Origin of the sequence: Streptomyces sp. Qhu_M48, from assembly GCF_051305195.1 — a bacterium.
Taxonomy (GTDB): Bacteria; Actinomycetota; Actinomycetes; order Streptomycetales; family Streptomycetaceae; genus Streptomyces.
Genome location: NZ_CP195432.1, coordinates 1541990 through 1567342 on the forward strand (window position 1 = coordinate 1541990; position 25353 = coordinate 1567342).

Below are 25353 nucleotides of genomic sequence, written 5' to 3' on the forward strand. Positions count from 1 at the left end.
CATGAAGGCCTACGTCGTCGGCGTCGGGATGACCAGGTTCGAGAAGCCGGAGACCCGGGACTGGCAGTACTGGGACATGGTCCGAGAGGCCGGCACGGCGGCCCTCGCCGACGCGGGCGTCCCCTACGCGCGCGTGGAGCAGGCCGCCGTCGGCTACTGCTTCCAGGCCTCCACCGCGGGACAGCGCGCCGTCTACGAACTCGGGCTGACCGGCATCCCCGTCTACAACCTGAACAACAACTGCGCGACCGGCTCCACCGCCCTCATGACCGCCCGCCAGTTCGTCGAGGGCGGCATAGCCGACTGCGTCCTCGCCGTCGGCTTCGAGAAGATGACGAGGGGAGCCCTCGGCGGCGGCTCGGGCGCCGGCGACTTCGCCACCTCGCCCGTCGCCCGGCACTACGGGATCATGGCCGCCGCCCACGGCTTCGAGATGTCCCCGCCCACCGCCCAGATCTTCGGCAACGCGGCCCGCGAACACATGGAGCGGTACGGCACGACCGAGGTGCAGCTCGCTGCCGTCGGCGCCAAGAACCACCAGCACTCGGCGAACAACCCCAACGCCCAGTTCCAGGACGTCTACACGGTCGACGAGATCCTCGCCGCGAAGACCGTCCACCGGCCGCTCACCAGGCTCCAGTGCTCGCCCACCTCGGACGGCGCGGCGGCCGCCCTCGTGGTCTCCGAGCGCTTCGTCGACGCGCACGGTCTGCGGGACCGTGCGGTGGAGATCGCCGCGCAGGCGATGACCACCGACACCGGGGAGTCCTTCGCCTCCGGCTCGTGCGTCGACGCCGTCGGCCGCCCGATGTCCCGGGCCGCCGCCCGGCAGGTGTACGAGCGCTCCGGGCTCGGCATCGAGGACGTCGACGTGATCGAACTCCACGACTGCTTCTCGATCAACGAACTCCTCACGTACGAGGCGCTCGGCATGTGCGAGGAGGGCGCCTCCGGCGAACTCGTCGAGTCCGGCGCCACCACCTACGGCGGCCGCTGGGTCGTGAACCCCTCCGGCGGTCTGATCTCCAAGGGCCACCCGCTGGGCGCGACGGGCCTCGCCCAGGCCGCCGAACTGGTCTGGCAGCTCCGGGGCGAGGCGGGCGCGCGGCAGGTGACCGGGGCCCGGGTCGGCCTCGCCCACAACATCGGGCTCGGCGGCGCGGCGGTGGTCACACTCCTGCGCAGGTCCTAGGTGCCTTGCCGATCAGGCCGGGCTCGCGGCGTGATCGACAGGACACCCCCTGGGGCCGTAGGTCCATGTACGGGGCGGAGTCGGTCTGCGACCATGACATCCATGCCGCAGACCGACTCCGCCACGAGCACCTCCTCCACCCCGCCGATACCCAGGGCACGTCCGTGGGCGGTCGTCCTGATCGCCTGCGCCGGCCAGTTCCTCGTCGTCCTCGACGTCTCCGTCGTGAACGTGGCGCTGCCGTCGATGCGCAGCGAGCTCGGACTCTCGGCCTTCGGTCTGCAATGGGTGCTCAACGCCTACGCGATCGCCTTCGCGGGCTTCATGCTGCTCGGCGGCCGGGCCTCCGACCTCTACGGGCGCAAGGCGATGTTCCTGCTCGGCCTCGGGCTCTTCACCGCCGCCTCCGTCGCCGGCGGCCTCGCCCAGGAAGGCTGGCAGCTCGTCGCGGCCCGCGCCGTGCAGGGCCTCGGCGCCGCCGTCCTGGCACCCGCCACCCTGACCCTGGTCACCGGCGCCGTCCCGGCCGGAGCCGCCCGCACCAGGGCCATCGGCACCTGGACGGCGGTCGGCGCGGCCGGCGGCGCGGCGGGCGGCTTCGTCGGCGGCGTCCTGGTCGACCTGCTGTCCTGGCGCTGGGTCCTCCTCATCAACGTCCCCGTCGGCGTCCTGGTCCTCGTGGGCGCGCTGCTCTGGCTCCGCGAGTCCCGGGCCGACGCGGGCCGCCGCCTCGACCTGCCCGGCGCCGTCCTCGTCACGGCGGGCCTCGCCACCCTCGCGTACGGCATCGTCCAGACCGAGGAGGCGGGCTGGGCCGCCCCGGCGACGCTGCTCACGCTCCTCGGCGGCCTCGCCCTCCTGGTGCTCTTCGTGGTGGTGGAGGCGCGCACGGCGGAGCCCCTGATGCCGTTGAAGATCTTCCGGACGCGGGCGGTGACGGCGGCCAACGTGTCGATCCTGCTGTGCGGTTCGACCTCCTTCGGCATGTGGTTCTTCATGACGAACTACGCGCAGAGCGTCCTCGCGTACACCCCGCTCCAGGCGGGTCTCGCCCTGGTCCCCAGCTCCCTCAGCGTCATCGTGGGCTCCAAGGCGGCCCCGCACCTGATGCCGGCGGTCGGCGCCCGGAACCTCGCCGTCCTCGGCGCGCTCATCGCCGCCGCCGGTTTCGCCTGGCAGTCGGCACTCACGGCCGACGGCACCTTCCTGGGGACGATCCTGGGCCCCGGCATCCTGATGATGGCCGGGATCGGCCTCGCGACCACCCCGCTCGCCGCCCTCGCCACCTCCAGCGCCTCCCCGGGCGACGCGGGACTCGTCTCGGGCCTGGTCAACACCTCCCGGACGATGGGCGGCGCCCTCGGCCTCGCGATCCTCTCCACCGTCGCCGCGGCGGCCACCCCCACGGCCGCCCCCTCCGGCGCCCCGGACCCGTCCTCCCTGGTCCCCGGGTACGCCATGGCCTTCCGGGTCTCGACGGCGGTCCTGGTCGCGGCGGCGGTGCTGATGTTCCTCTGGCTCCCCAAGGCGGCCCGCCGCGGGTCGCCGGAGGCGACAATGCCCAGGTGAAATCGATCAAGAACATATCGATCAGGAACAAGTTCAGAACGGCCGCCACCGCGCTCGCCGTCGGCGCCTCCCTGCTGGTCGCGCCCTCGGCCTCCGCGGAGCCGGTCCTGGCCGTGACCACCGGCGCCGTCTTCAACGAGCCGTCGAGCCCCGACACGTCCGCCCGGAACCGGATCCTCTCCCACCTCGCGGGTCTCGTCGACGGCGCCGAGCCGGGCTCATCCGTCCGGATCTCGCTCTACCTGTTCCAGTCGCAGTACCTCGCCGACAAGCTGGGCGCCGCCCACCGCAGGGGCGTCACCGTGCAGGTCGTCCTCGACCACGACAGCAGGTCCACGGGGGCCGACAGCCTGCGGACCCAGCTGGCGGCGGCCGGGGCCGCCGACTCCTGGGTGCGGAGCTGCAGGAACATGGAGGCCTGTCTCGCCCTCGACCCTGGGACCACGGCGGCCGACCCCGACGGCTGGTACGACAACGTCAACCACAACAAGTTCTTCCTGTTCTCCCGCACCAAGGGCAAGGGCACCGTCGCGGTCGACAACGTCGTCGTGCAGTCCTCCGGCAACCTCACGGGCCAGGACCTCAACTCCTGGTGGAACGACGCCCTGACGGTCGCCGACAACAAGGAACTGTTCGACGCGTACGGCTCGTACTTCACCGATCAGGCCGCCGCCGCCATCGGGCAGACGCCGCAGGTCGCCGACTACGCGCACGACACCCAGGCCGGCAGGGCCAAGGTCTACTTCTTCCCCCGCTCGGCCTCCGACACGGTCGTCAACATCCTCAGGACGGTGGCGCCGACGGGCACCACCAACCCCTGCGCGGGCAACGGGTCCGGCTTCGGCACCTCCGACGGCCGTACGAGGATCCGCATCGCCCAGGGCCACATCACCCGCACCGACGTGGCCCGGCAGCTGTGGGAACTCGCCCAGGCGGGCTGCCACGTCGAGATCGTCTACCGCTCGCTCGACAACTGGCCGGCCGACGGCGTCCCCACCTCACAGGTCGCCAACTGGCTGACCAGGCCCACCACCGGGAAGGGCCGCATCGTCCTGCACCAGCTCGACAACGACGGCCGCGGCGGCACCGACTCCCACACCAAGTACCTGCTGATCGAGGGCACGTACCTCAACGGCGTCGACAAGCGGATCGTCTTCACCGGCAGCCACACCTACACGCTGACCGCGCTCAGGTACAACGACGAGGCGCTCCTCAAGTACGAGGACGACCAGGACCCGACGGTCTTCGACGCGTACGTCCGCAACTTCGAGGCCCAGCGCACGGCGTCGCAGACCGAGGGCCTGTAGCGCCCGCCTTCCTACAGCCACCCCTGCCGACGGGCCGCCCGGACCGCCTCCACGCGGTCGCGGGTGCCCGTCTTGCCGACCGCCGACGACAGGTGGTCGCGGACCGTCGACTCCGAGAGGCGCAGGGCCTTCGCGATGTCCGCGATCGCCGCCCCGTCCACCGCGGCCGCCAGCGCGTCCCGTTCACGGGCCGTCAGCGGGTTCGGCCCCGCGCCGAGCGCGGCGGCCGCGAGCGCCGGATCGATGACCGTCTCGCCCCGGAGGACCTGGCGGATCGCCTCCGCCAGCTCCTCCACCGGCCCGTCCTTCACCAGGAACCCGGCGGCGCCCGCCTCCATCGCTCGGCGGAGGTACCCCGGGCGGCCGAAGGTCGTGAGGATCAGCACCCGGCACTCCGGGGACTCCGTCCGCAGATCGGCCGCCGCGTCGAGCCCCGAACGCCCCGGCAGCTCGATGTCGAGGAGCGCCACGTCGGGCCGGGACAGCAGGGCCGCGTCCACGATCTCGTCACCCCGCCCCACCCGCGCCACGACCTCCATGTCGTGCTCCATGCCGAGGAGCAGGGCCAGCGCCCCGCGCGTCATGCCCTGGTCCTCCGCCAGCAGCAGTCTGATCATTCCGTCGGCTCCCCCTCGTGCGGGCCGGGGGCCTCCACGGGGAGCTCCGCGGTGACCCGGGACCCGCCCCGCGGAGCCGGTCCCGAGTCCAGAGTGCCGCCTGCGGCCGCGACCCGCTCGCCCAGGCCCCGGGGGCCGGTCCCCGGAGTGCCGACGGCCGGACCGTGACGCGCGGACGTACGGACCCGGCGGCGACGGATCCCCGGGCATTACTTCTGACGCAGCGTCAGATAACGCCCGCCGGAAGGCTTCCCAACTCCTGCCGCCTCGGCTATACATGGGGATCACCGACCTAGAACGCGTTCTAGAACGGCCGCGTCACGGGACGGTCCCCGCACGGCCTCGGTGCGGCCGACGGTGCGGACGGCCGCGCCGAGGTCTTCCCCGCCACGAGGAGCAGCAGCCCGATGCCCATCGACCCCGTCAAGGCCGTCGCCGCCGAACCCCGCAGCGCCGAGATCTCCTGGGACCACAAGGACGTCCAGCTCTACCACCTCGGCCTCGGCGCCGGCTCGTACCAGGGCAGGCCCAACCCGGCCACCGACTCCGACGAGCTCCGTTACACCCTGGAGTCCCGGCTCCACGTCCTGCCCAGCTTCGCCACCGTCGCCGGCGCCGGCATGGGGGTCGTCGGCGGGCTCTCCGCCCCCGGCATCGACATCGACCTCACCGCCGTCCTGCACGGCGGCCAGTCGATCACCCTCCACCGCCCCGTCCCCACCGGCGGCCGCGCCATCTCCACCTCCCGCGTCGCCGCCGTCTACGACAAGGGCAAGGCCGCCGTCCTCGTCCTGCGCTCCGAGGCCTCCGACGCCGAAGGACCGCTCTGGACCAGCGACGCCCAGATCTTCGTCCGCGGGGAGGGCGGCTGGGGCGGCGACCGGGGGCCCTCCGAGCGGCTCGCCCTCCCCGACCGGGAACCCGACGCCACCGCCGAACGCCCGATCCGCGAGGAACAGGCCCTGATCTACCGGCTCTCCGGAGACTGGAACCCGCTCCACGCCGACCCCGAGTTCGCCGCGCTCGCCGGATTCGACCGGCCCATCCTCCACGGGCTCTGCTCGTACGGGATGACCCTCAAGGCGGTGGTGGACACGGTCCTCGGCGGGGACGTCACCCGCGTCCGCGCGTACCGCACCCGCTTCGCCGGGGTCGTCTACCCGGGCGAGACCCTGCGCATCCGGATGTGGACCGGGGACGGCCGCGTCCAGGTGGCGGTGACGGCCGTGGAGCGCGAGAACGCCCCGGTCCTCGCCGACACCGTCGTCGAACACTCGTAGACCCACGGGATCCGTCGGATCCGCACCGGAGGGAGCCGCACCATGCGCGCAGCCGTACTGCACGAGATCGGCCAGGACAAACTGGAAGTCCTCGACGACGTCGAGGCGGTGGGCTTCGGCCCCGGCAAGGTGCGGATCCGGGTCCGGGCCACCGGCCTCTGCCACTCGGACGTCTCCGCGATGAGCGGCGTCCTCCCGCAGCCCGCCCCCTTCATCCCCGGCCACGAGGGCGCGGGCGAGATCCTCGACGTCGGCGACGGCGTCACCGGACTCGACCAGGGCCAGCGGGTGCTGCTCTGCTGGCTGCCCGCCTGCGGCAGCTGTCCCGCCTGCAGGCGCGGCCAGACCCAGCTCTGCCTCGCCGGGTTCATGAACGCCGGCACCCCCAACTTCAGGCGCCCCGGCGGCGACGTGTTCGGCTTCGCCGGCACCGGCACCTTCACCGAGGAGGTCGTCGTCGACGCCGGCTGCGCCGTCCCGATCCCCGACGACGTGCCCTTCGACATCGCCGCCCTCATCGGCTGCGGCGTCACCACCGGCCTCGGCGCGGCCATCAACACGGCCAAGGTGGAAGCCGGTTCGTCGGTCGCCGTCATCGGCTGCGGAGGCGTCGGCATCTCCGCGATCCAGGGTGCCAGGCTCCAGGGCGCCGCCCAGATCATCGCCGTCGACCCCGTCGCGTCGCGGCGCGAGGCGGCCCTGCGGTTCGGCGCGACGGAGGCCGTCGCCCCCGACGCGCTCGCCGACGCCAAGCAGCGGATCACCGCCGGAGAGGGCTTCGACTACGTCTTCGAGGTCGTCGGCAGGTCCGCCACCGCCCGCACCGCGTACGAGACGACCCGCCGCGGCGGCACCCTCTGCGTCGTCGGCGCGGGCGCCCTCGACGACTACCTCCAGCTCAGCATGTTCGAGCTGTTCTTCGACGAGAAGCGGATCCTGCCCTCCATGTACGGCGGCGGGGACGTGCTCCGCTCGTACGAGAGGGCCATCGCGCTCTGGCGGGCGCGCCGTATCGACCTGGAGTCGCTCATCACCCACCGCGTACCGCTCGCGGGCGTCAACGAGGCGCTGGAGCAGATGCGCACCGGCGCCGCCCTCCGCACCTGCGTCGAGATCTGACCCGAGAGGAACGGGAGACCGCCATGACCACCCCGGAAACGACCACCCCGGGAACGAGCGCCCTTCCGCTGGAGGGCCTGAGCGCGATCGTCACCGGAGCCGGGCGGGGGCTCGGCCGCGCCGAGGCCCTGGAACTGGCCCGGCTCGGCGCCGCCGTCGTCGTCAACGACTACGGGCAGCCCGGCCGCGACGGCTCGGGCACGGCCTCCGCCGCGCCCGCCGAGGAGGTCGTGGCGGAGATCCGCGCGGCGGGCGGCCGGGCGGTCGCGCACCTCGGCGACGTCGCCGACTTCGAGACGGCACGGGGCCTGATCGACCTGGCGGCGGCCGAGTTCGGCAGGCTGGACATCCTGGTCAACAACGCGGGCATCCTGCGCGACCGGATGGTGTTCTCGATGACCGAGGACGAGTGGGACTCGGTCGTACGGGTCCACCTCAAGGGCCACTTCAACACCACCCACTTCGCCGCGGTGCACTGGCGGGGCCGCGCCAAGGCGGGGGAGACCGGTGTCTACGGCCGGATCGTCAACACCTCCTCCGAGGCCTTCCTCGCCGGTTCGGCCGGCCAGCCCAACTACGCGGCGGCCAAGGGCGGCATCGTGGGCCTGACCACCTCGACGGCGCTCGCGCTCGCCCGGTACGGGGTGACGGCCAACGCCATCTGCCCCCGGGCCAGGACCCGGATGACCGAGGACGTCTTCGCCGGCTTCCCGGAGCCGGGGGAGGGGGGCCTCGACCCGCTGTCCCCCGACCACGTGGCACCCCTCGTCGGCTACCTCGCCTCCCCGGCGGCGGCCGGGGTCAACGGCCAACTGCTCGTCGTGCACGGCGGGATGGTGGCGGTCGTGGACCGGCCGCGGGTGTCGGCCAAGTTCGACACGGCGAAGGAGGCGTTCACGTACGAGGAACTGGACGGCCTGCTGACCCCGCACTACGCGTCCCGCCCGGCGGGCGAGACCTTCGCGGCCTCGGAGGTGCTCGGCCTCAAGAAGGGGTGAGGCCGGGCCCGGACGGGGCCGTGACGGCGCCCCCCGGCCGGGGGCGGCTCCGCCGGTGGGGCGGGTGGGGCGGACGAAGGGCCCCGGGAACACCCCGGGGCCCTTCGCCGTACCTCTCACCGGGCCGACCCCACGGACCGGCCCGACCGCCCTCGGCGGGCGTACTTCAGCGCCCTCGACGGGCGTACCCCCCTCGCCCTCAGTGGGCGTGCGCGTCGGCGGGCTCGCGACGGTGACGGCCGCGCGGGGAGGACGCGGAGTCCTCCGTCGGCGAGGCCTCGCCGCGGTGCTTGCCGGAGCCGTTCGGCTCCTGCCCGTCCGTGCTGATCTCCGACATGGTCGCACTCACCCCGTTGACATCGGTCCTGCTGTGCAGCCCGAGATTCTAGCCAGCGGGTTTCCCGTCGGTGAGGGGTGCCTGCTGAAGTGGCACCGGACGGCACACCCGGGGCTCTTCGACGACCGCCACGGTCGCCGTCGCCGTCACCCCGGGCCCGGGCTCCGGTCCGGGCTCCGGCGGCTCCACGTCCGCCAGCCCGCACGGCGCCCCGGCCGTCGCGTACGGCAGCCGGAGCACGCCCCCGGCCGTCCACAGGCCCGCCCCGGGCAGCCACCCCACGGGACCGGCCAGTTGGCCCAACCGGCGGGCCGAGGGCCGCCAGGTCCCCACCCAGCTGCCGCCCGCCGCGTCGATCCGCAGCGCCACCGCGCAGGTCTCCGGCATCAGCACCTGCCCCGGCTGCACGGCGAACGGCGTCACGGCCGCGTCGTCGAGCCGCAGGCACTCCGGGAACCGCACCGGCAGCAGACTCCCGAGCACGCCCCAGCCGAGCCGGTCGTGCCCCGGCGCGTCGGAACGGATCAGGAGCAGACCGCTGTCCGGGTCCGCGAGGAGCAGCCGGTCGTTGCTGTCCTCGGTGATCTGGAGCAGCGGCGTCACCTCCCCGCCCCGCTCCAGGTCGACGGCGACCGCCTTCACCGGCCCGTCTCCGAGCCGGCGGTCGAGCGCGAGCATCCGGCCCGTACGGTCGAGCCACACCCCGCCCGTACAGCCGCCCTCGACCTCGGCCACCTGCTCCGGGCCGAAGGCGCCGCCCGCGACCAGCCACAGCGTGGTCGTGTCGGGGCCGACGCACATCGCGTACGCGCAGATGCCGTCCGGCGAGGGCGGGAGCAGCACCAGGCGCTCGGAGCCGGGCGCCTCCACCGCGCCGAGCTGGAGCTCCCCGGTCGCCGGGCCGGTGGGGTAGAGCAGCGAGAACGTGTTCCGCCGCCCGTCCACGCGGCGGGCGACCAGGACCCGGCCGTCGGCGAGCGGCAGCACCTGGGTGCCCGGCTCCTCCGGCTGGGCGAGGGGGAGCGGCACGGCGTACGGCTCCGGCCCGTCGAGGGTCCACCGCTCCACGTACAGGGCGTCCCCGGCGCCCGCGAGCCTGGCCGCGTACGCGCCGTTCGCCGTGATCGTGAACCCCGTCGGCCAGGCGCCGCCGCCGGAGCACTCCCCGTCGCGGTCGTCGTCCTCGGCCGTGGTCTCGATGGCACACGCTGTCATCGACTCGTCACCTCCGGCCACGAAGCTAGTTTTCGCACTTCCAGCCGAACAACACGAGCAGGGTCACTTCACACATAAGGGTGGCCCTGCGGCGGTTCGGCTGAGGGGCGGGGGACGGTTGTGCTGGAGTTTCCGAAGACGAGTTAGGCAAGCCGAACCTAAACGGAGCCCCACACTCCGCCCGGCGGACTCTCGGCCAACCCGCCAGTCGACCCCCGGCGGGCTCCCGGCCAACCCGCCAGTCGACCCCCGGCCGGCCCCCGGCGGTCTCCCAGCCGTTCCTCGGCCGATCCCCGGCCGACTCCCGGCGGTCTCCTGGCGGAGCCCTCGTCGAGCGAGGCGAGGACGAGTCGGGGCGGTTCGAACCCCGGCTGCGGGAAGCGAGGGCGACCCGCCGCCGACACCGCCCCCCGCGTCGGGTCGGGCGCCCCGCCGCCGGTGCCCCGGGTCGGGCCCGCGTCGGGTCGGGCACCGGGCCGGACCGTGGGGCACCGGGGACAGGTAGCCTTTGCTCGTGCCCCGCCTGTCTGAAGTCATCGCCGCGCTCGACGCCCTCTGGCCACCCGAGCGGGCCGAGTCGTGGGACGCCGTCGGCACCGTCTGCGGTGACCCCGACGCCGAGGTCACCCGCGTGCTCTTCGCCGTCGACCCCGTCCGGGAGATCGCCGACGAGGCGATCGCCCTCGGCGCCGACCTGATCGTCACCCACCACCCGCTCTACCTCCGCGGGACGACGACGGTCGCGGCCGGCCACTTCAAGGGCCGCGTCGTGCACACCCTCATCAAGCACGACATCGCCCTCCACGTCGCGCACACCAACGCCGACACCGCCGACCCCGGCGTCTCCGACGCCCTCGCCGGCGCGCTCGACCTCCGGGTCACCGGCCCGCTCGTGCCCGAGAACAACCTCGGCCGGATCTGCGAGCTGGACCACCCCGAGACCCTCGCCGAGTTCGCCGCGCGCGCCGCGAAGCGGCTGCCCGCCACCGCGCAGGGCATCCGGGTCGCCGGCGACCCCACCATGACCGTCCGCCGCGTCGCCGTCAGCGGCGGCTCGGGCGACAGCCTCTTCGACGCCGTACGGGCCGCGGGCGTGGACGCGTTCCTCACCGCCGACCTGCGCCACCACCCCGTCTCCGAGGCCACCCAGGCCGCGCACACCTCCGCGGGCCCGCTCGGCCTCGTCGACGCCGCCCACTGGGCCACCGAATGGCCCTGGTGCGAGCAGGCCGCCGCCCAGCTCGACGCGATCTCCGACCGTCACGGCTGGGACCTCCGCGTCCACGTCTCGAAGACGGTCACCGACCCCTGGTCCTCCCACCACACCTCTCCTGGAGCCCCCAACTGAACGCCGCGCCCGCCGACCAGATCCGCCTCCTCGACGTCCAGTCGCTGGACGTCCGCCTCCAGCAGCTCGCCCACAAGCTCCGGTCGCTGCCCGAGCACGCCGAGATCGAGTCGCTGACCAAGGACCTCACCCAGCTGCGCGACCTGCTCGTCGCCGCGCAGACCGAGGAGAGCGACTGCGGCCGTGAGCAGACCAAGGCCGAGCAGGACGTCGACCAGGTCCGCCAGCGGGCCGCGCGCGACCAGCAGCGCCTCGACTCCGGCGCCGTCTCCTCCCCGAAGGACCTGGAGAACCTCCAGCGCGAGATCGTCTCCCTCGCCAAGCGCCAGGGTGACCTGGAGGAGATCGTCCTGGAGGTCATGGAGCGCCGTGAGTCCGTCCAGGAGCGCCTCGCCGAGCTGACCGAGCGGGTCACGGCCGTCCAGGCCAAGACGGACGACGCGATCGCCCGGCGCGACGCCGCCGAGGGCGAGCTCGAAGCCGAGGCCGCCTCCGTGACGAAGGAGCGCGAGCTCGTCGCGGGCTCCGTCCCGGCGGACCTCCTGAAGCTGTACGAGAAGCTGCGCGAGCAGCAGGGCGGCGTCGGTGCGGCCCGGCTGTACCAGCGCAAGTGCGAGGGCTGCCACATCGAGCTCAACATCACCGAGCTGAACGACGTCCGCGCCGCCGCCCGTGACACGGTCGTGCGCTGCGAGAACTGCCGCCGCATCCTGGTCCGCACGTCGGAGTCCGGCCTGTAATGACGATGCCGTCGTCCGCGTCCGTGTCGTCCGCGGCCCCGCGTGAGCTGATCGTCGAGGCCGACGGGGGTTCCCGGGGCAACCCGGGGCCCGCCGGCTACGGGGCGGTCGTCCTGGATCCGGTCACGGGCGAGACGCTCGCGGAGGCGGCCGAGTACATCGGCGTGGCGACGAACAACGTCGCCGAGTACAAGGGCCTGGTCGCGGGCCTGAAGGTGGCGCGTGAGCTGTTCCCCGACGCCACCGTGCACGTCCGGATGGACTCCAAGCTGGTCGTGGAGCAGATGTCCGGCCGCTGGAAGATCAAGCACCCGGACATGAAGCCGCTGGCGGCCGAGGCGGGCCGGGTGTTCCCGGCGGGCCGGGTCCGCTACGAGTGGATCCCTCGCGAGCGCAACAAGCACGCGGACCGGCTCGCCAACGAGGCGATGGACGCGGGCAAGCGGGGCCGCCAGTGGGAGCCGTCCGCGTCGACGGCCGGCCTGGACGCCGCCGCCGCCCGCAACGCAGCCGCCCCGCCCCCGTCGGGCCCGCCCGGCGACGCGACCGCGGGCGCGGCACGAGCCCGCGCGGCGCTCGGGACGCGGCCGGGCGGAACGGGAACGCCGGCTACGGCCGGGGTCCCGGCTCCGGAGCCGGGCGGCCTCGCCGGACCGGCCGAGGTCTCCGCGACGCCGACCGGGTCCACCGGGGCGCCCGCGGGGTCCGTCGGGGTACCCGGAGGTTCCGTCGGTGCGCCGCCCGAGGAGTCCGCCGCCGCCCTGCCCGGGTCCACCGACGCGTCTGCCCCGTCCGTCGGGGCCCCCGGAGGTTCCACCGACGCGCCCGCCGGGTCCGTCCGCGTGGCGCCCTCCGGGACCGCATCCGTGGCGTCCTCCGGGACCGCGCCCGTGGTGACCGCCACCGCCACCGCAACCGCCACCGACAGCGCCGCTCGCGCCTTCGCTCCGGCCACCGCCCCACGCCAGGGCTGGTCCGGCGGGCCCGACATGAGCGCGCCCGCCACCTTCGTACTCCTGCGGCACGGCGAGACCGCGCTGACCCCCGAGAAGCGGTTCTCCGGGAGCGGGGGGACCGACCCCGAGCTCTCGGCGGCCGGACTGCGGCAGGCCGAGGCCGTCGCCGTCGCGCTGGCCGCGCGCGGCACGATCCAGGAGATCGTCAGCTCGCCGCTCACCCGCTGCCGCCAGACCGCCGCCGCCGTCGCCGCCCGTCTCGGGCTCGACGTGCGCGTCGAGCAGGGGCTGCGCGAGACGGACTTCGGCGCCTGGGAGGGGCTGACCTTCGGCGAGGTGCGGGAGCGCCACCCCGAGGACCTGGACGCCTGGCTGACCTCGCCGAAGGCCGCGCCGACCGGCGGGGGCGAGAGCTTCGCGACCGTCGCGCGTCGGGTGGCCGCGACCCGGGACCGGCTGGCCGCCGCCTACGCGGGCCGGACCGTCCTCCTCGTCACCCACGTCACGCCGATCAAGACCCTGGTCAGGCTCGCGCTCGGCGCCCCGCCGGAGTCGCTGTTCCGGATGGAGCTGTCGGCGGCGTCGATCTCGGCCGTGGCGTACTACGCCGACGGCAACGCGTCCGTACGCCTCCTCAACGACACCTCCCACCTGCGGTAGCCGAGGGCGGCCGGCCCTCGCCCACGAGGCCGGCCGGGCCGGGTCTACGCGACCGGCCGGGCCCCGGTGTCCGCCAGCGCCGCCGCCTCGCGCGCCAGGCGTTCCACCCGCGCCCAGTCGCGGGCCGCGAGGGCGTCGGGCGGCAGCATCCACGTACCGCCGACGCAGCCGACGTTCGGCAGCGCGAGGTAGGCGGGGGCGGAGGCGAGGGAGACGCCGCCGGTCGGGCAGAACCGGGCCTGCGGGAGCGGTCCCGCGAGGGACTTCAGGTACGGGACTCCGCCCGCCGCCTCGGCCGGGAAGAACTTCATCGCGTCCACGCCCCGTTCGAGCAGCGCCACGACCTCAGAGGTCGTCGACACCCCGGGCAGGAACGGCACCCCGGAGTCGCGCATCGCGCCGAGCAGCCGCTCCGTCCACCCGGGGCTGACGAGGAACCGGGCCCCGGCGCGTACCGCGTCCGCGACCCCGGCCGCCGAGACGACCGTGCCCGCGCCGACGATCGCGCCCGGCACCTCGTCCGCGATCGCCCGGACGGAGTCGAGCGCCGCCGGGGTCCGCAGGGTCACCTCGACGAGGGGCAGCCCGCCGGCCACCAGGGCGCGGGCCAGGGGGACGGCGTCGGCGAGGTCCTCGATCACCACCACGGGAACCACGGGCACCACGGGGACGGCGGGGGGACCGGGGGAGGTCCCGGGGGCTCCGGAGGCTTCGGAGGCAAGGTCGAACACGCTCGTCATGGGCTTCATCCTGCCCACCACGAGCGCTACCCGCAACGAACGTTGCAGACAATGCAACGAACCCCTAGTGGATCTCGTCCACCAGAACGTCGAGCGCTCCCGGCTTCCCGCTCTCCTCCACCACGTACCGCAGATCCCGCAGCGCCTCCACCAGCTCCGCCGTCGACCGCGGGGCCGCGCCCGCCTCCAGGAGGCTCCGGACGATCCGGCCCTTCGTCGCCTTGTTGAAGTGGCTGACGACCTTCCGGGTCGGCGCGTGCAGCACCCGCACCGTCGCCGTCCGCGCCGCCACCTCCCCCTTCGGCTTCCACGCCGACGCGTACGCCGACGAGCGCAGGTCCAGGACGAGACCGTCCTCGGCCGCCTCGGGAAGGACGGAGGCCATCGCACCCCGCCAGTGCGCGCCCAGCGCGCCGAGCCCCGGCAACTTGACCCCCATCGAGCAGCGGTACGACGGAATCCGGTCGGTCACCCGCACAGCGCCCCACAGTCCCGAGAACACGAGCAGGGACCGCCCCGCCCGCCTTCTGGCCGCCGCGTCCAGGGTCGCCAGACCGAGCGCGTCGTACAGCACGCCCGTGTAGATCTCCCCGGCCGGACGCGCGCCCGCCGTCCGCAGCTCCACGTTCTTCGCGATCTCGCCGCGCAGGCCCTCGCTCAGACCGAGGACCTCGCGCGCCTTCTCCTCGTCGGCGGCGCACAGCTCGACCAGCTCGTCCAGGACGGCCGCCCGCGCCTCCGCGAGCCCCGGCAGGGACAGCGACTCCGGCTTGAGCGGCGCCCCGCGCCCCGAGGAGGCCTTGCCCTCGGAGGGCGGCAACAGCACGAGCACGGTGGTTCTCCTTCGTCCGTACGGGGATGGGGGTGCGGCCCCAGGAGCCCAGCGTACGAGGTGGGACCCGGTGGCCCGTACGGGGCGAGGCGACCGTGCCCGCACGGGTGAGGCCGTCCGGGGACGGGTGCCGCCCCCGCGACGCGTGATGCCACAACGTGCCGCCCCCCTCCCCTCCCCATACGCTCGGTCCATGCCCCGCCGCCACATCCACGTGACCGGCGCAGCCGAGGCTCCGCTGCGGGCCGCCCTGCGCGCACTCCGGACCGAGCTCGGGATCCCCGAGTCGCCCGAGGACTTCCCGCCCGCCGTCCTCGCCGAGGCGGAGGCCGCCGCGAAGGCCCCCCGGCTCCCCGCGCACGACGCCACCGACCTGCCCTTCTTCACCGTCGACCCGCCCACCTCCACCGACCTCGACCAGGCCATGCACCTGGCCCGCCGGGCCGACGGCGGGTACCGCGTCCACTACGCCATCGCCGACGTCGCCGCCTTCGTCGCCCCCGGCTCCGCCCTCGACGCCGAGGCCCACCGGCGCGTCCTCACGCTCTACTTCCCCGACGGCAGGGTGCCCCTGCACCCCACCGTCCTCTCCGAGGGCGCCGCCAGCCTCCTCCCCGGCGAGGTCCGCCCCGCCCTCCTGTGGCGGATCGACCTCGACGCCGAAGGGCGCCGCGTCGCCACCGACGTCCGCCGCGCCCTCGTCCGCAGCCGCGCCAAACTCGACTACGCGGGCGTGCAGAGGCGGATCGACACGGGCACGGCCGAGGAACCGCTCGCCCTCCTCCGTGAGATCGGCCGCCTCCGCGAGGCCCTCGAAGCCGAACGCGGCGGGATCTCCCTCAACGTCCCCGAGCAGGAGATCGTCGAGCACGACCACACCTACTCCCTCGCCTACCGGGCGCCGCTCCCCGCCGACGGGTGGAACGCCCAGATCTCCCTCCTCACCGGCATGGCCGCCGCCGACCTCATGACCGCCGCCGGCACCGGCATCCTGCGCACCCTCCCCACCGCCCCCGACGGCGCCGTCGCCCGTCTGCGCCGCTCCGCGCGGGCCCTCGGCGTCGACTGGCCGCACCACGTCTCGTACGCCGACGTCGTCCGCGCCGCCGACCCCACCGACGCGCGCCAGGCCGCCTTCCTCCAGGAGTGCACCACCCTGCTGCGCGGCGCCGGGTACACCGTCTTCACCGACGGCCTCGTCCCCACGCCCGCGATGCACGCCGCCGTCGCCGACGAGTACACCCACTGCACCGCGCCGCTGCGCCGGCTCGTCGACCGGTACGCGGGCGAGCTGTGCGTGGCGGCGGTGGCGGGCGACGAACCGCCCGAGTGGGTACGGGCCGCTCTGCCCGCCCTCCCCGACGAGATGGCCGCGGGCGCCCGCCGCGCCAACACCGTGGAGCGCGAGAGCGTCGACATCGTCGAGGCGGCGCTGCTGCGCGAACGGATCGGCGAGATCTTCGACGCGTACGTGATCGACGTGAAGGAAAGCGAGCCGTCGGTCGGCACCGTTCACCTGGACGATCCGGCTGTCGTCGCCCGGATCGCGGGCGGCGACACACGACTGCCGCTGGGGGAGTGGCTGCGGGTCAGACTGGCGGAGGCGGACCCGGGGACGGCGAAGGTGCGGTTCGCGCCCGCGTGAGCGACTACGGGCGCGGCGGTCCCGTGCCCGCCCGCCCGAGGGCCTGCGTCAGGGCCCGGTACAGGGCGCGCGGATCGTCGGCGTGGACGCGGAAGGTGCGTACGGGCCGGGGCGCGCCGAGCAGCCGGGGCGCGTCCACCGGCTCGGTCAGCTCGATCGTGACGGAGGTCTGGGAGCCGACGGCGAGGTTCAGCTCGCCCTCCGCCTTCTCGTGCGAGAAGAGCGGCTCGTGTCGGACGGCCGCGATCCGGCCGAGCGGGACCCGCACGTCGACGTGCGCGGCCTGCCGCAGCCGGAGGACGTCCCCGGTGAGGGTGTGCGGTCGGGTCGCGGAGGCGGCGTGCAGACCGAGGACGAAGAGGACGGTGTACACGTCCAGGACGAGGACGATCGTGTGGGCGAGCGGCCAGTCGGCGAGCAGGTAGGACATGCCGACGGACTCGACCACGCACACGAAGGTGAAGCCGTACATGAGCGCCGCCTGGTCGCGCGCGTGCGGGAACACGCCGTCCGCGCCGTCGACCCCGTGCGGCCGCCGCGCCACCCACCGCACCAGGCTCGTCATGATCCGCAGCTCGTGCCCCATGATCCGGAGCGCGGGCAGGGGCACCAACTCGGCCACGGCCTCCCGCCGGGAGAACCCTCGCCGCCGCAGCCGCAGGTAGGAGAGGCCTTCGGCGAGCAGGAGCACGACGACGAGTAGCTCGGCGACGGCCCACACGGCGCCGGGCATCCGGACTCCGCTGAGGAGGAGGACTGCGAGGACGACCTCGGCCGGGAGGACGGCGTAGGCCAGGAGGCGGAGGAGACGGAGGGAGCGGGGACGGGTGCGCCCGGCGCTCTCCGCGGGCGCGGCCGGTGCCGAGGATGTCGGCTCGGCCGCCTCCCCGGCGACCGCAGCGCCGCCGACAGCCGCACGGACCCCGCCCGCGCCCGTGGTGCCGCTGTCCTGAAGATCCGTCACCGGCTCCGCTCCCGTCGCTCCCGGACCAGGCGCATCGCCAGGTGGATGGCCGCTGACTGCGCCGGGGCGAGGTCCGCGAAGAGGGCGTCGGCGAGGGAGGCGTCGGAGGAACCGGCCCCTCCCGACACCGCGGCCGGGATCTCCACCCCCAGCTCGTCCGGCAGACAGGCGGCCAGCACCCGGGCCGCCTCCGCGACCCGCGGGTCGTCGGGACCGACGCCGGCGAGGGCGTCGAGCAGCGGGTACACCTCGTGCGCGTGCTCCGCCGTTCCCCGCATCAGGTCCATCAGCCGCGCCCGCTCCTCGTCCGGCAGGACGGCGTCGAGCAGCGCCAGGATCTCCCGGTCCTTCGCAGCCATCGGGGACTCGGGCAGTTCGCCCAGACCCGAGAGCAGCGCGGCGAGCTCCGGCGACAGGGGGCCGTCGGCGGGCAGCCGCCCGGCCCGCGCCTCGTCGAGGAGGGCGGCGAGGCGTTCGCGGCGCTCGCGGATCACGGCCTCCTGGCGCGTCAGGTCCCGCGCCAGCTCCTCCAGCACCTCCACGAGCCCCCTCCCCTCGTCGTCGGCGAGCACGTCCCGTACCTCGTCGAGCCCGAGGCCCAGTTCGGTGAGCCGGCGGATCCGGGCGAGCAGGACGGCGTCCCGGACGCCGTACTCCCGGTACCCGTTGGCCCGCCGGGCGGGCTCGGGCAGCAGGCCCGACTGGTGGTAGTGCCGCACGGCCCGGGGGGTGACCCCGACCAGGGCGGCGATCTCGCCGATGCGCATGCGCCCAGTAGAAACCCTGACGCTGCGGCAAGGTCAAGCGCGGACGGCGCGGCGGGTAGCATGGTCGGCACGGCAGACGAGCCGGGCGGACGGCCGCGTGGAGATCCTCGGATCTCCCCGAGGAACGTCCGGGCTCCACAGAGCAGGGTGGTGGCTAACGGCCACCCGGGGTGACCCGCGGGACAGTGCCACAGAAAACAGACCGCCGGGGACTTCGGTCCCGGGTAAGGGTGAAACGGTGGTGTAAGAGACCACCAGCGCCTGAGGTGACTCAGGCGGCTAGGTAAACCCCACTCGGAGCAAGGTCAAGAGGGGACACCTCGGTGTCCCTGCGCGGATGTTCGAGGGCTGCTCGCCCGAGTCCGCGGGTAGACCGCAGGAGGCCGGCGGCAACGCCGGTCCTAGATGGATGGCCGTCGCCCCGACGACCGCGAGGTCCCGGGGCACAGAACCCGGCGTACAGCCCGACTCGTCTGTCGGCCCACGTGGGGAAGGGCCCCTGACCAGGTTTCTGTCTGGTCAGGGGCCCTTCTCGACGGGCTGCCGGGTCGGGGTGGGCGGGTGCTCGGACGGGCGTGTCCTCGACGTCAGTCGGGTCGGATCGCGGTCGCCGGGAGTTCGAAGACCAGGGTGAGTCCGTCCTGTTCGTTGCCCTGCTCGCCGACGCGCGTGAAGCCGAAGCCCGCGATGGTGGCGAGGGAGGCCTCGTTGTCGGCTCTGGCGCGGGCCCGCACCGTCCTGACGCCCGGTTCGGCGGCGGCCCTGGTGAGGAGCGCCTTCAGCATCGCGCGGGCGTAGCCCTGGCGGCGGTGGCCGGGGACGACGGTGAAGCCGACCTCGACCGTTCCCGCTTCGTCCGGCGGGCCGTGGAACCCGGCGTCGCCGATGACCACCCCGTCCGGCTCGGACACGGCGGCCCGCGCGATCCAGGGTGCGGCGGACGGGTCCTCGGCGAGCTGCTCCGCGCGGTGGCCGAAGATCCAGCGGGCCCGGTCGCCCACGAAGTGTTCGTCGAGGGCGACCCCGGCCTCGGCGCTGCCGGCCGCGAGGTCACCGTCGGCGAGCGCCCGCAGGGCCTTGGCGTTGAGCTCGACGAAGCGGACGCGTCTGGGGGTGGGGAGAGGTTCGTTGTTCATCGCGGAGATGGTCACCCGAAGCCGACGGGCTGTCCACGGGTTTACGGCCTCGTCAGGGGCGCCTGACCTCGAAGTGGAAGCAGCCGTACTCCACCGCCCTGACGTGCACCAGGGCCACGGCCGGGTCGGCGAAGGCCTCCGCGAACGCCTGGTCGAAGCCCTCCTCGGCCGCCTCCGGGATCTCCAGGAGGCGCCCCCCGACGATCCGGCCCGCCGCGTCGTAGCGGCGGAGGGTCCGGAGCGCCCCGGGCCGGGTGAAGGGGTACGCCTCCGAGGGCGCGGGGCCGCCGCACTCCTCGGCGTGGACGAAGACGGGTCCCTGCTCGTCGTACGCACCCGGCTCCGCCCCGGTCTCGGCGGCCCAGCGCCGCAGCGGCGCGTACGCGACGAGCGCGATCCGCTCGCCGGGAGCGGAGGGCCGCAGGCAGCAACGGAGCGGATCGCCCCCGTCGTCGGCGGGCACGACGTACGGCACACAGGCCCGCCCGGCGTCGTCCGCGACCCGCAACTCGGCGAGCGCGGACGGCGGGATGGGGCGGGCGGCGTAGGTGGTGGCGGTGTGGGTGCTCATACGGTCAGGGTCGCGCGGGGCGGCCCCGGGGCGCTGGCGGTATTCGGACGCCGAGGCGAGAGCGGAGGCGTCAGCTCGTACCGGTGGGTGGCTCCGAAGCATGGTCTCCGGGTTCCGGCGTCGCCCGCCGCGCCCCGTGTCGTCCAGCCCGGCGGGGATGGCGGACCGATTCCGTCCGCCGGGGGTGTCAGGGTGGACTCACGGACGCGGACGGTCTCGACTGGAGCCGGACGGCGGCCGCCCGAGCGGCGCCGTCCTCTGTCCGCGCCACGCGACCCGTACGAACGGAGCAGCACGATGAGCCGTCAATTCCAGGTCACCTTCGACGCCCATGACCCGCGGGCCCTGTCGTCCTTCTGGCGGGACGCGCTCGGGTACGTCCATCCCGGGCCGCCCGGGGTCGAGCTCCCCGAGGGCGCCGACCCGCTCGCCGCCTGGGACGACTTCCTCGCCCGGATCGGCGTGCCGGAGGAGGAGCGCAACACCCGATCGGCCATCGAGGACCCGGACGGGCGGGGCCCGCGGGTGTTCTTCCAGCGGGTGCCGGAGGGCAAGGTCGCCAAGAACCGGGTGCACCTCGACGTCCGTGCGGCTCCCGGGCTGGAGGGAGAGGCGCGGATGGCCGCCCTCGAAGCCGAGTGCGAGCGGCTCGTCGCGCTCGGGGCGAAGCGGCTGCGCCGCTTCGAGCCCGAGCCTCCGATGAGCACCGGCTTCCTCGTGATGGCCGACCCCGAGGGCAACGAGTTCTGCCTGGACTGACGGGGCCGGGCGCCCGGCCGAGCGCGTCAGCCGCGGTGACAGAGCGCCGTGTCCACGACGGCCTCGACGCGCCTCGTACCGGCGATGTCGGTCGGGATGCTCGTCACCGTGACGTTCGCGGCGCGGCTGCCGTCGGCGGTCACCCCGCCGCGGGTCTCGTAGCCCAGGATGTCACCGCCGTGACCCCAGTAGACGCCGCCGCACGACAGCTTCCTGCTCATGAGCCCCAGGCCGTAGTGGGCGCCGGTGTCGCCGACCGGGACGGTGGTGCGCATCTCGGCGAGCCGGGCCTTGTCGAGGAGGTCGCCGCGGAGGAGCGAGGTGAAGAAGCGGTTGAGGTCGGAGTCGGTGGAGATCATCTGGCCCGCCGCCCAGCCCGCCGACGGATCGATCCGCGTGGAGTCGACCAGCGGCCCCTCCGCCGTCATCTCGCGGTAGCCCTTCGGGTGGGGCTCCCGGAGGGTCCTGTCGCCGGGCGCGGGGAAGTAGGTGTGGCGGAGCCCGACGCGCTGGACGACGCGCCGGTCGATCTCCTCGGCGAGGGGGCGGCCCGTGACCTTCTGGACGATCAGGCCGGCCAGGACGTAGTTCGTGTTGCTGTACGACCACCTCTTCCCGGGCTCGAACACGGCCTTCTCCTTGAGCGCGATGTCGACGAGGTCGCGCGGCTCGAAGTACCGGTGCGGGAGCACGTCGTCGCTGATGTGGTCCCCGTACTCGGGAAGTCCGCTCGTGTGCTGGAGGAGCTGACGGACGGTGATGTTCCGTCCGTCGATGCCCTCGCCGCGTACGAGCCCCGGGAGGTAGGTGTCGATGTCGGCGTCGAGGCCGATCCTCCCCTCGGCGACCAGCTGCAGCACGACCACCGCGACGAACGTCTTGGTGTTGCTGCCGGCCCGCATCTGACCGTCCCTGGGCACCTTCGCGCCGGTGGCCAGGTCGCCGACCCCCGCCGTGTAGGTCCGGGTGCGGCCGTCCTCGCCCCTGACGGACGCCAGCGCGGCGGGCCGGCCGTCGCGCACCAGCCCGTCCAGGCCCAGCTGCACGCTGTCCGGGCGGACCCCGGCGGACGCCGTCGGCGGCGCCAGGACGCCGGCGGTCACGACGGCGACGGCCGCGGCGGCCGCGGCCGCCCACACCCCGCGCCGCCCGCCGCGCCGCCGCTCGGAGGAACGGGGACCGTGCTGGTGCCAGGTCTGCTCACGCATGGGTCAACTCCATTGCATTCGTGGGATCTTGCCGGTCCGGTGGATCGGCCGGCAGGACACGAGCATGGATTCCGGCGGCTCCCGCGCACATCGCGGGAAGGCGGGAGAAATACCTCCCCCGATCGGGGGAGGCCGCGCGCGAACAGCCCGTCCATACTGGTTGATCATGATCAAGGGACTCCGGCCGCTGCTGCGCCGCTCCACGTACACGGGTGCGCTGTTCGCCTACGGCGCCGTTCTGGCGAGCCTGCCCCTGCTGTCCTTCGCGCTGCTGCCCGCGCTGGCGTGGCGGTCCGCCTCCGAGGGCGTGCAGATCGGCGTGGCGCTGCTGATCTGGGCGGTACTGATCGGCCTGGTCGGCCTCGCCCGCACCACGCGGCGGGTGCTGGTCGTGTCCGCCCGGCGACTGTTGAGGGTGTCGTTGCCCGAGCCCGTCGCCGTACGGGCCCCGTCCGCGGGTCCGACCGGCGCCGGAACGGCTCCCGCCCCGCCGTCCCGCGCCGACCGCTGGCGCACTCCCCTCTGGCTGCTGCTCCACGTGACGCTCGGATGGACGGGCGCCCTGGCGAGCGGCGTGCTGCTCTTCGCGGGCCTGACCCTCCCCGGGGGATGGCTCGAAGCGGAGCTGGGACTGAACCTGTTCGGACGTTCGGTGCGGGTGGACGGCGGCTGGCAGAGCTGGGCGGTCGCCCTCGGCTGCCTGCTCCTCGCGGCGGCCGTGTGCGCCCTGGTGACGAAGGCCCTGCGGTGGTCGGCACCCCGGCTGCTCGGGCCGTCCGCGGCCGAACGGCTCGCGCTCGCGGCCGAACGCGAGCTGAGGCTCGCCGAACGCAACCGGCTGGCGCACGAGTTGCACGACTCGATCGGCCACACGCTGACCACCACCACGATCCAGGCGGCGGTGGCCGGCGAGGTGCTCTCCGCCGACCCGGTCGCGGCGCGGGCCGCCCTGCGCAGCATCGAGGAGTCGGCCCGGGCCGCCCTGGAGGACCTGGACTACGTACTCGGCGTCCTGCGTGAACGGGACGCCGAGACGGCACCGGCCCGCACCCTGGCCGATCTGCCCGAGCTGCTCGACCGGCTGCGGCACACGGGCGCGGTGGTGGAGCCGGAGCTGTCCGGGGACCTGGCGCAGGTGCAGGGGACGCTCTCCCGGGCCGCGTACCGCATCCTCCAGGAGGGGCTGACGAACGCGATGCGGCACGGGTCGGGCGGCCCGGTCGAGGTCCGCGTGGCGGCCACGCCGGACGCGCTGGAACTCGGTGTGGTCAACGAGACCGCGACCGGGGCCGGGGCGGCTGCCGGCCCCGGTTCGGGCCGTCGGGGCGCCTTCCCCACGTCCGGTCACGGGCTGCCCGGCCTCGCCGAGCGCGTACGGCTGCTGCACGGGGAGTTCGACGCCGGCCCGGACGGGCCGCGGCGCTGGCGACTGGCCGTCAGGCTGCCCGTACGGTGGTCGGCATGAGCGGCCCCGGCGGCGCACCCGTCACCCTCCTGATCGCGGACGACGACGAGGTGACCCGCAGCGGTCTGCGGACCCTGCTCGCCGCGCAGCCGGGGATCGCGGTGGTCGGTGAGGCCGCCGACGGCGTCGAGGTGGTCGAACAGGCACGGCGGCTGCGGCCCGACGTGGTCCTCATGGACGTACGCATGCCGCGCCGCAACGGGATCGAGGCCACCCGGCACCTCCTCGCCGAGTCGGCCGGACCGCCCGAGGCCGGGTCGCTCGAAGCCGGACCGCCCGAAGCGGGTTCGGTCGCGTCGGGCGCACCGGGGGCGGGCGGGCCGCCGAAGGTCGTCGTGATCACCACCTTCGAGAACGACGACTACGTCACCGCCGCGCTCAGCGCCGGGGCCAGCGGCTTCGTACTGAAACGACTCCCGGTCCGGCAGATCGCGGAGGCGGTACGGGTGGTGGCGGCGGGGGAGGCGATCCTCTTCCCCACCACCCTGCGCCGCATGGTCGCCGCCCGTCCGCTGGACTCGGCGGCGGCACTGCCCAGGGCGGCGCTCACGGGGCGGGAGGAGGAGGTCCTGCGGCTGATGGCCACCGGCCTGTCCAACCCGGAGATCGCCGAGTCGCTCACGGTGAGCCTGGAGACGGTGAAGACCCACGTCGGGAACGTCCTGACCAAGCTCGGCGCGCAGAACCGGACCCACGCGGTGGTCATCGCGTACGAGTCCGGTCTGGTGGTCCCGGGGTTCACCGGCTGAGACGCGTGGGGTGTACGGGGTGGGGTTACGGGGTCAGGCCAGGACCTCGATCGTCCACTGCGGGTCCCGGTCGTCCGTACGGACGAAGACGCGCTTGGGGAGCAGGGACCGGTCCTCGAACAGATCCCGGCCGAGGGCCAGTCCGTTCTGGTCGATCACGTAGGTGCCGTCCCGGAGGTCGGCGAGCGAGGTGACCGTGGTGGAGCCTTCGCCGTCGACGCGCTGGAGCCGCCAGACGGAGGCGGGGGAGTCGTCGGGGCGCACGACCGCGGGGGCGCGCCCGGTGCCCGCCGAGGCGATGGTCTCCTCCGTGCCCTTCGCGGTGAGGCGGAAGCCGTCGTCCGCGCGGGTGACCAGCCACTCCCCGGCCTGCTCCGGGTCGGCGAGGAAGCCGACCAGCGCTCCGTCCTCGACCCCGACCGGGGCCCCCTTCGCGTACAGCTTGACGACCTTGCCGGCGTGCGCCATCTCTCCTCCTGGGGTGGGTGCGGGAGTCATCCGGACCATGCCCGACGGCCCTGCGCCGGGCACCTGGGAACACGCGGCTCGTAGGCTGTGTGGCGCTGAGAAGTCGTCAGGGAGGGGCAGGCTCCGCGCGCTGTGGAGCAGGGATCGGGATCGGGGCCGGAGGCGGGGCTAGGGCTAGGGCTAGGTCGGGGTCAGGCCAGGTCCGGGGCCGGGGTCGGGGTCGGGCCTCGGTCGTGGCGGCGGGGGCCAGGCCCGCGACCGGTTCCGACCCCCTCCTGTGTCGGTCATCCGGGGCAGCCCGCCGGGTACCTTCGGCGCGCGACACGCGTCGGCGGGCCGGCGCGGTGTACGGGTAGGGCATGACCATCCCCGTGGACCGGCTCACCGATCCGGCCGTGCGCGCGTTCGTCACGGCCCTCAACGCCAACGACCAGGCGGCCTTCCAGGCGGCCCTCACTCCGGGCGCGACCATGTCCGACGACGGGTCCGACCGGGACCTGGAGCAGTGGACGGAGAAGGAGGTCTTCTCCTCGCGCGGACACATGGAGATCGAGTCCGAGAAGGAAGGCGGGCGGGACCTCGTCGCCCGCTACCGCAACGACACCTGGGGCGAGATGCGCACCCGCTGGCGCTTCACCGTCGACGGCGGCAAGGTCGCCCGCTTCGAGACCGACCAGGCCTGACCCGACGGCCCGGCGCGGGCAGGACCGC

The 25353-nt window shown here is 74.3% G+C and carries 25 protein-coding genes and 1 other RNA gene; 15 read left to right on the forward strand and 11 right to left on the reverse strand.

Going from position 1 to position 25353, the window contains the following annotated elements; all coding sequences use genetic code 11:
* Nucleotide 1: 1 nt before the first annotated feature.
* The 3 genes from ACRRSS_RS07280 to ACRRSS_RS07290 all read left to right on the forward strand — a co-directional run bounded on the left by ACRRSS_RS07280 (nucleotide 2) and on the right by ACRRSS_RS07290 (nucleotide 4068).
* Entirely contained in the window at nucleotides 2-1192 is a 1191-nt protein-coding gene (locus tag ACRRSS_RS07280) for a lipid-transfer protein (protein WP_435970402.1), read from the forward strand.
* Between the two features lie 93 nt (nucleotides 1193-1285).
* Nucleotides 1286-2761, forward strand: a complete 1476-nt coding sequence (locus ACRRSS_RS07285) for an MFS transporter (protein WP_435970403.1) — start codon at nucleotides 1286-1288, stop codon at nucleotides 2759-2761.
* Nucleotides 2758-4068: a phospholipase D-like domain-containing protein gene (locus ACRRSS_RS07290; RefSeq protein WP_435970404.1), complete on the forward strand. Its 1311-nt coding sequence runs from the start codon at nucleotides 2758-2760 to the stop codon at nucleotides 4066-4068. The genes ACRRSS_RS07285 and ACRRSS_RS07290 overlap by 4 nt, the downstream gene beginning before the upstream one ends.
* A gap of 11 nt (nucleotides 4069-4079) precedes the next feature.
* On the opposite strand, the gene ACRRSS_RS07295 is transcribed toward ACRRSS_RS07290, so the two are convergent.
* Nucleotides 4080-4685, reverse strand: a complete 606-nt coding sequence (locus ACRRSS_RS07295; RefSeq protein ID WP_435970405.1) for a response regulator — start codon at nucleotides 4683-4685, stop codon at nucleotides 4080-4082.
* Between the two features lie 407 nt (nucleotides 4686-5092).
* On the opposite strand from ACRRSS_RS07295, the gene ACRRSS_RS07300 reads away from it, so the two are divergent.
* The 3 genes from ACRRSS_RS07300 to ACRRSS_RS07310 are packed head-to-tail and all read left to right on the forward strand — an operon-like array spanning nucleotide 5093 to nucleotide 8082.
* Complete coding sequence (locus tag ACRRSS_RS07300) at nucleotides 5093-5965, forward strand: MaoC/PaaZ C-terminal domain-containing protein (RefSeq protein WP_435970406.1); 873 nt, start codon at nucleotides 5093-5095, stop codon at nucleotides 5963-5965.
* Between the two features lie 42 nt (nucleotides 5966-6007).
* Nucleotides 6008-7084, forward strand: coding sequence for a Zn-dependent alcohol dehydrogenase (locus tag ACRRSS_RS07305; RefSeq protein WP_435970407.1), 1077 nt, complete (start codon nucleotides 6008-6010; stop codon nucleotides 7082-7084).
* Nucleotides 7085-7107: 23 nt separating this feature from the next.
* Nucleotides 7108-8082 carry a 3-oxoacyl-ACP reductase gene (locus tag ACRRSS_RS07310; protein WP_435970408.1) on the forward strand — a complete coding sequence of 325 codons (975 nt, stop codon included), beginning with the start codon at nucleotides 7108-7110 and terminating at the stop codon, nucleotides 8080-8082.
* A 199-nt stretch (nucleotides 8083-8281) separates the two neighbouring features.
* Here the strand turns inward: ACRRSS_RS07310 and ACRRSS_RS07315 are convergent, their stop codons facing one another.
* Both ACRRSS_RS07315 and ACRRSS_RS07320 read right to left on the reverse strand, forming a co-directional pair.
* Complete coding sequence (locus tag ACRRSS_RS07315) at nucleotides 8282-8419, reverse strand: hypothetical protein (RefSeq protein ID WP_435970409.1); 138 nt, start codon at nucleotides 8417-8419, stop codon at nucleotides 8282-8284.
* Between the two features lie 48 nt (nucleotides 8420-8467).
* Nucleotides 8468-9634, reverse strand: a complete 1167-nt coding sequence (locus ACRRSS_RS07320) for a hypothetical protein (RefSeq protein WP_435970410.1) — start codon at nucleotides 9632-9634, stop codon at nucleotides 8468-8470.
* 514 nt (nucleotides 9635-10148) lie between these two features.
* On the opposite strand from ACRRSS_RS07320, the gene ACRRSS_RS07325 reads away from it, so the two are divergent.
* The 3 genes from ACRRSS_RS07325 to ACRRSS_RS07335 are packed head-to-tail and all read left to right on the forward strand — an operon-like array spanning nucleotide 10149 to nucleotide 13338.
* Nucleotides 10149-10982 (forward strand): Nif3-like dinuclear metal center hexameric protein, encoded by an 834-nt coding sequence (locus ACRRSS_RS07325; protein WP_435970411.1) that lies wholly within the window; start codon nucleotides 10149-10151, stop codon nucleotides 10980-10982.
* Entirely contained in the window at nucleotides 10979-11722 is a 744-nt protein-coding gene (locus ACRRSS_RS07330; RefSeq protein ID WP_435975269.1) for a zinc ribbon domain-containing protein, read from the forward strand. Before ACRRSS_RS07325 ends, ACRRSS_RS07330 begins: the two co-directional genes overlap by 4 nt.
* Complete coding sequence (locus ACRRSS_RS07335; protein WP_435970412.1) at nucleotides 11722-13338, forward strand: bifunctional RNase H/acid phosphatase; 1617 nt, start codon at nucleotides 11722-11724, stop codon at nucleotides 13336-13338. Before ACRRSS_RS07330 ends, ACRRSS_RS07335 begins: the two co-directional genes overlap by 1 nt.
* A 44-nt stretch (nucleotides 13339-13382) precedes the next feature.
* On the opposite strand, the gene eda is transcribed toward ACRRSS_RS07335, so the two are convergent.
* Entirely contained in the window at nucleotides 13383-14078 is a 696-nt protein-coding gene (eda, locus tag ACRRSS_RS07340; RefSeq protein WP_435970413.1) for a bifunctional 4-hydroxy-2-oxoglutarate aldolase/2-dehydro-3-deoxy-phosphogluconate aldolase, read from the reverse strand.
* A gap of 64 nt (nucleotides 14079-14142) precedes the next feature.
* Complete coding sequence (gene yaaA, locus ACRRSS_RS07345; RefSeq protein WP_435970414.1) at nucleotides 14143-14910, reverse strand: peroxide stress protein YaaA; 768 nt, start codon at nucleotides 14908-14910, stop codon at nucleotides 14143-14145.
* A 193-nt stretch (nucleotides 14911-15103) separates the two neighbouring features.
* On the opposite strand from yaaA, the gene ACRRSS_RS07350 reads away from it, so the two are divergent.
* The gene (locus tag ACRRSS_RS07350) at nucleotides 15104-16555 is read left to right on the forward strand and encodes an RNB domain-containing ribonuclease (RefSeq protein WP_435970415.1); all 1452 of its coding nucleotides are present in this window, start codon (nucleotides 15104-15106) and stop codon (nucleotides 16553-16555) included.
* A 4-nt stretch (nucleotides 16556-16559) separates the two neighbouring features.
* On the opposite strand, the gene ACRRSS_RS07355 is transcribed toward ACRRSS_RS07350, so the two are convergent.
* Both ACRRSS_RS07355 and ACRRSS_RS07360 read right to left on the reverse strand, forming a co-directional pair.
* Nucleotides 16560-17519: a hypothetical protein gene (locus ACRRSS_RS07355; protein ID WP_435970416.1), complete on the reverse strand. Its 960-nt coding sequence runs from the start codon at nucleotides 17517-17519 to the stop codon at nucleotides 16560-16562.
* Nucleotides 17516-18286, reverse strand: coding sequence for a MerR family transcriptional regulator (locus ACRRSS_RS07360; RefSeq protein ID WP_435970417.1), 771 nt, complete (start codon nucleotides 18284-18286; stop codon nucleotides 17516-17518). Before ACRRSS_RS07360 ends, ACRRSS_RS07355 begins: the two co-directional genes overlap by 4 nt.
* A 77-nt stretch (nucleotides 18287-18363) precedes the next feature.
* Between ACRRSS_RS07360 and rnpB the strand changes: the two genes are divergently transcribed.
* Nucleotides 18364-18762: RNase P RNA component class A (gene rnpB / locus ACRRSS_RS07365), an RNA gene on the forward strand.
* A gap of 111 nt (nucleotides 18763-18873) precedes the next feature.
* On the opposite strand, the gene ACRRSS_RS07370 is transcribed toward rnpB, so the two are convergent.
* Both ACRRSS_RS07370 and ACRRSS_RS07375 read right to left on the reverse strand, forming a co-directional pair.
* Nucleotides 18874-19422, reverse strand: a complete 549-nt coding sequence (locus ACRRSS_RS07370) for a GNAT family N-acetyltransferase (protein WP_435970418.1) — start codon at nucleotides 19420-19422, stop codon at nucleotides 18874-18876.
* 52 nt (nucleotides 19423-19474) lie between these two features.
* Nucleotides 19475-19993, reverse strand: a complete 519-nt coding sequence (locus tag ACRRSS_RS07375) for a DUF1203 domain-containing protein (protein ID WP_435970419.1) — start codon at nucleotides 19991-19993, stop codon at nucleotides 19475-19477.
* Nucleotides 19994-20290: 297 nt separating this feature from the next.
* Here ACRRSS_RS07375 and ACRRSS_RS07380 point away from each other — a divergent pair, with 297 nt between their 5' ends.
* Nucleotides 20291-20752, forward strand: a complete 462-nt coding sequence (locus ACRRSS_RS07380; RefSeq protein ID WP_435970420.1) for a VOC family protein — start codon at nucleotides 20291-20293, stop codon at nucleotides 20750-20752.
* Between the two features lie 26 nt (nucleotides 20753-20778).
* Here ACRRSS_RS07380 and ACRRSS_RS07385 read toward each other — a convergent pair whose 3' ends face one another.
* The gene (locus ACRRSS_RS07385) at nucleotides 20779-21960 is read right to left on the reverse strand and encodes a serine hydrolase domain-containing protein (RefSeq protein ID WP_435970421.1); all 1182 of its coding nucleotides are present in this window, start codon (nucleotides 21958-21960) and stop codon (nucleotides 20779-20781) included.
* Nucleotides 21961-22126: 166 nt separating this feature from the next.
* Between ACRRSS_RS07385 and ACRRSS_RS07390 the strand changes: the two genes are divergently transcribed.
* Together ACRRSS_RS07390 and ACRRSS_RS07395 are read left to right on the forward strand one after the other, a co-directional pair.
* A complete protein-coding gene (locus ACRRSS_RS07390; protein ID WP_435970422.1) occupies nucleotides 22127-23425 on the forward strand; it encodes a sensor histidine kinase in 1299 nt (432 codons plus the stop codon).
* Nucleotides 23422-24174: a response regulator gene (locus tag ACRRSS_RS07395; RefSeq protein WP_435970423.1), complete on the forward strand. Its 753-nt coding sequence runs from the start codon at nucleotides 23422-23424 to the stop codon at nucleotides 24172-24174. Before ACRRSS_RS07390 ends, ACRRSS_RS07395 begins: the two co-directional genes overlap by 4 nt.
* Nucleotides 24175-24207: 33 nt before the next feature.
* Here ACRRSS_RS07395 and ACRRSS_RS07400 read toward each other — a convergent pair whose 3' ends face one another.
* Nucleotides 24208-24642 (reverse strand): hypothetical protein, encoded by a 435-nt coding sequence (locus ACRRSS_RS07400; RefSeq protein WP_435970424.1) that lies wholly within the window; start codon nucleotides 24640-24642, stop codon nucleotides 24208-24210.
* 359 nt (nucleotides 24643-25001) lie between these two features.
* Here ACRRSS_RS07400 and ACRRSS_RS07405 point away from each other — a divergent pair, with 359 nt between their 5' ends.
* A complete protein-coding gene (locus ACRRSS_RS07405) occupies nucleotides 25002-25325 on the forward strand; it encodes a nuclear transport factor 2 family protein (RefSeq protein ID WP_435970425.1) in 324 nt (107 codons plus the stop codon).
* The last annotated feature ends 28 nt before the right edge of the window (nucleotides 25326-25353 follow it).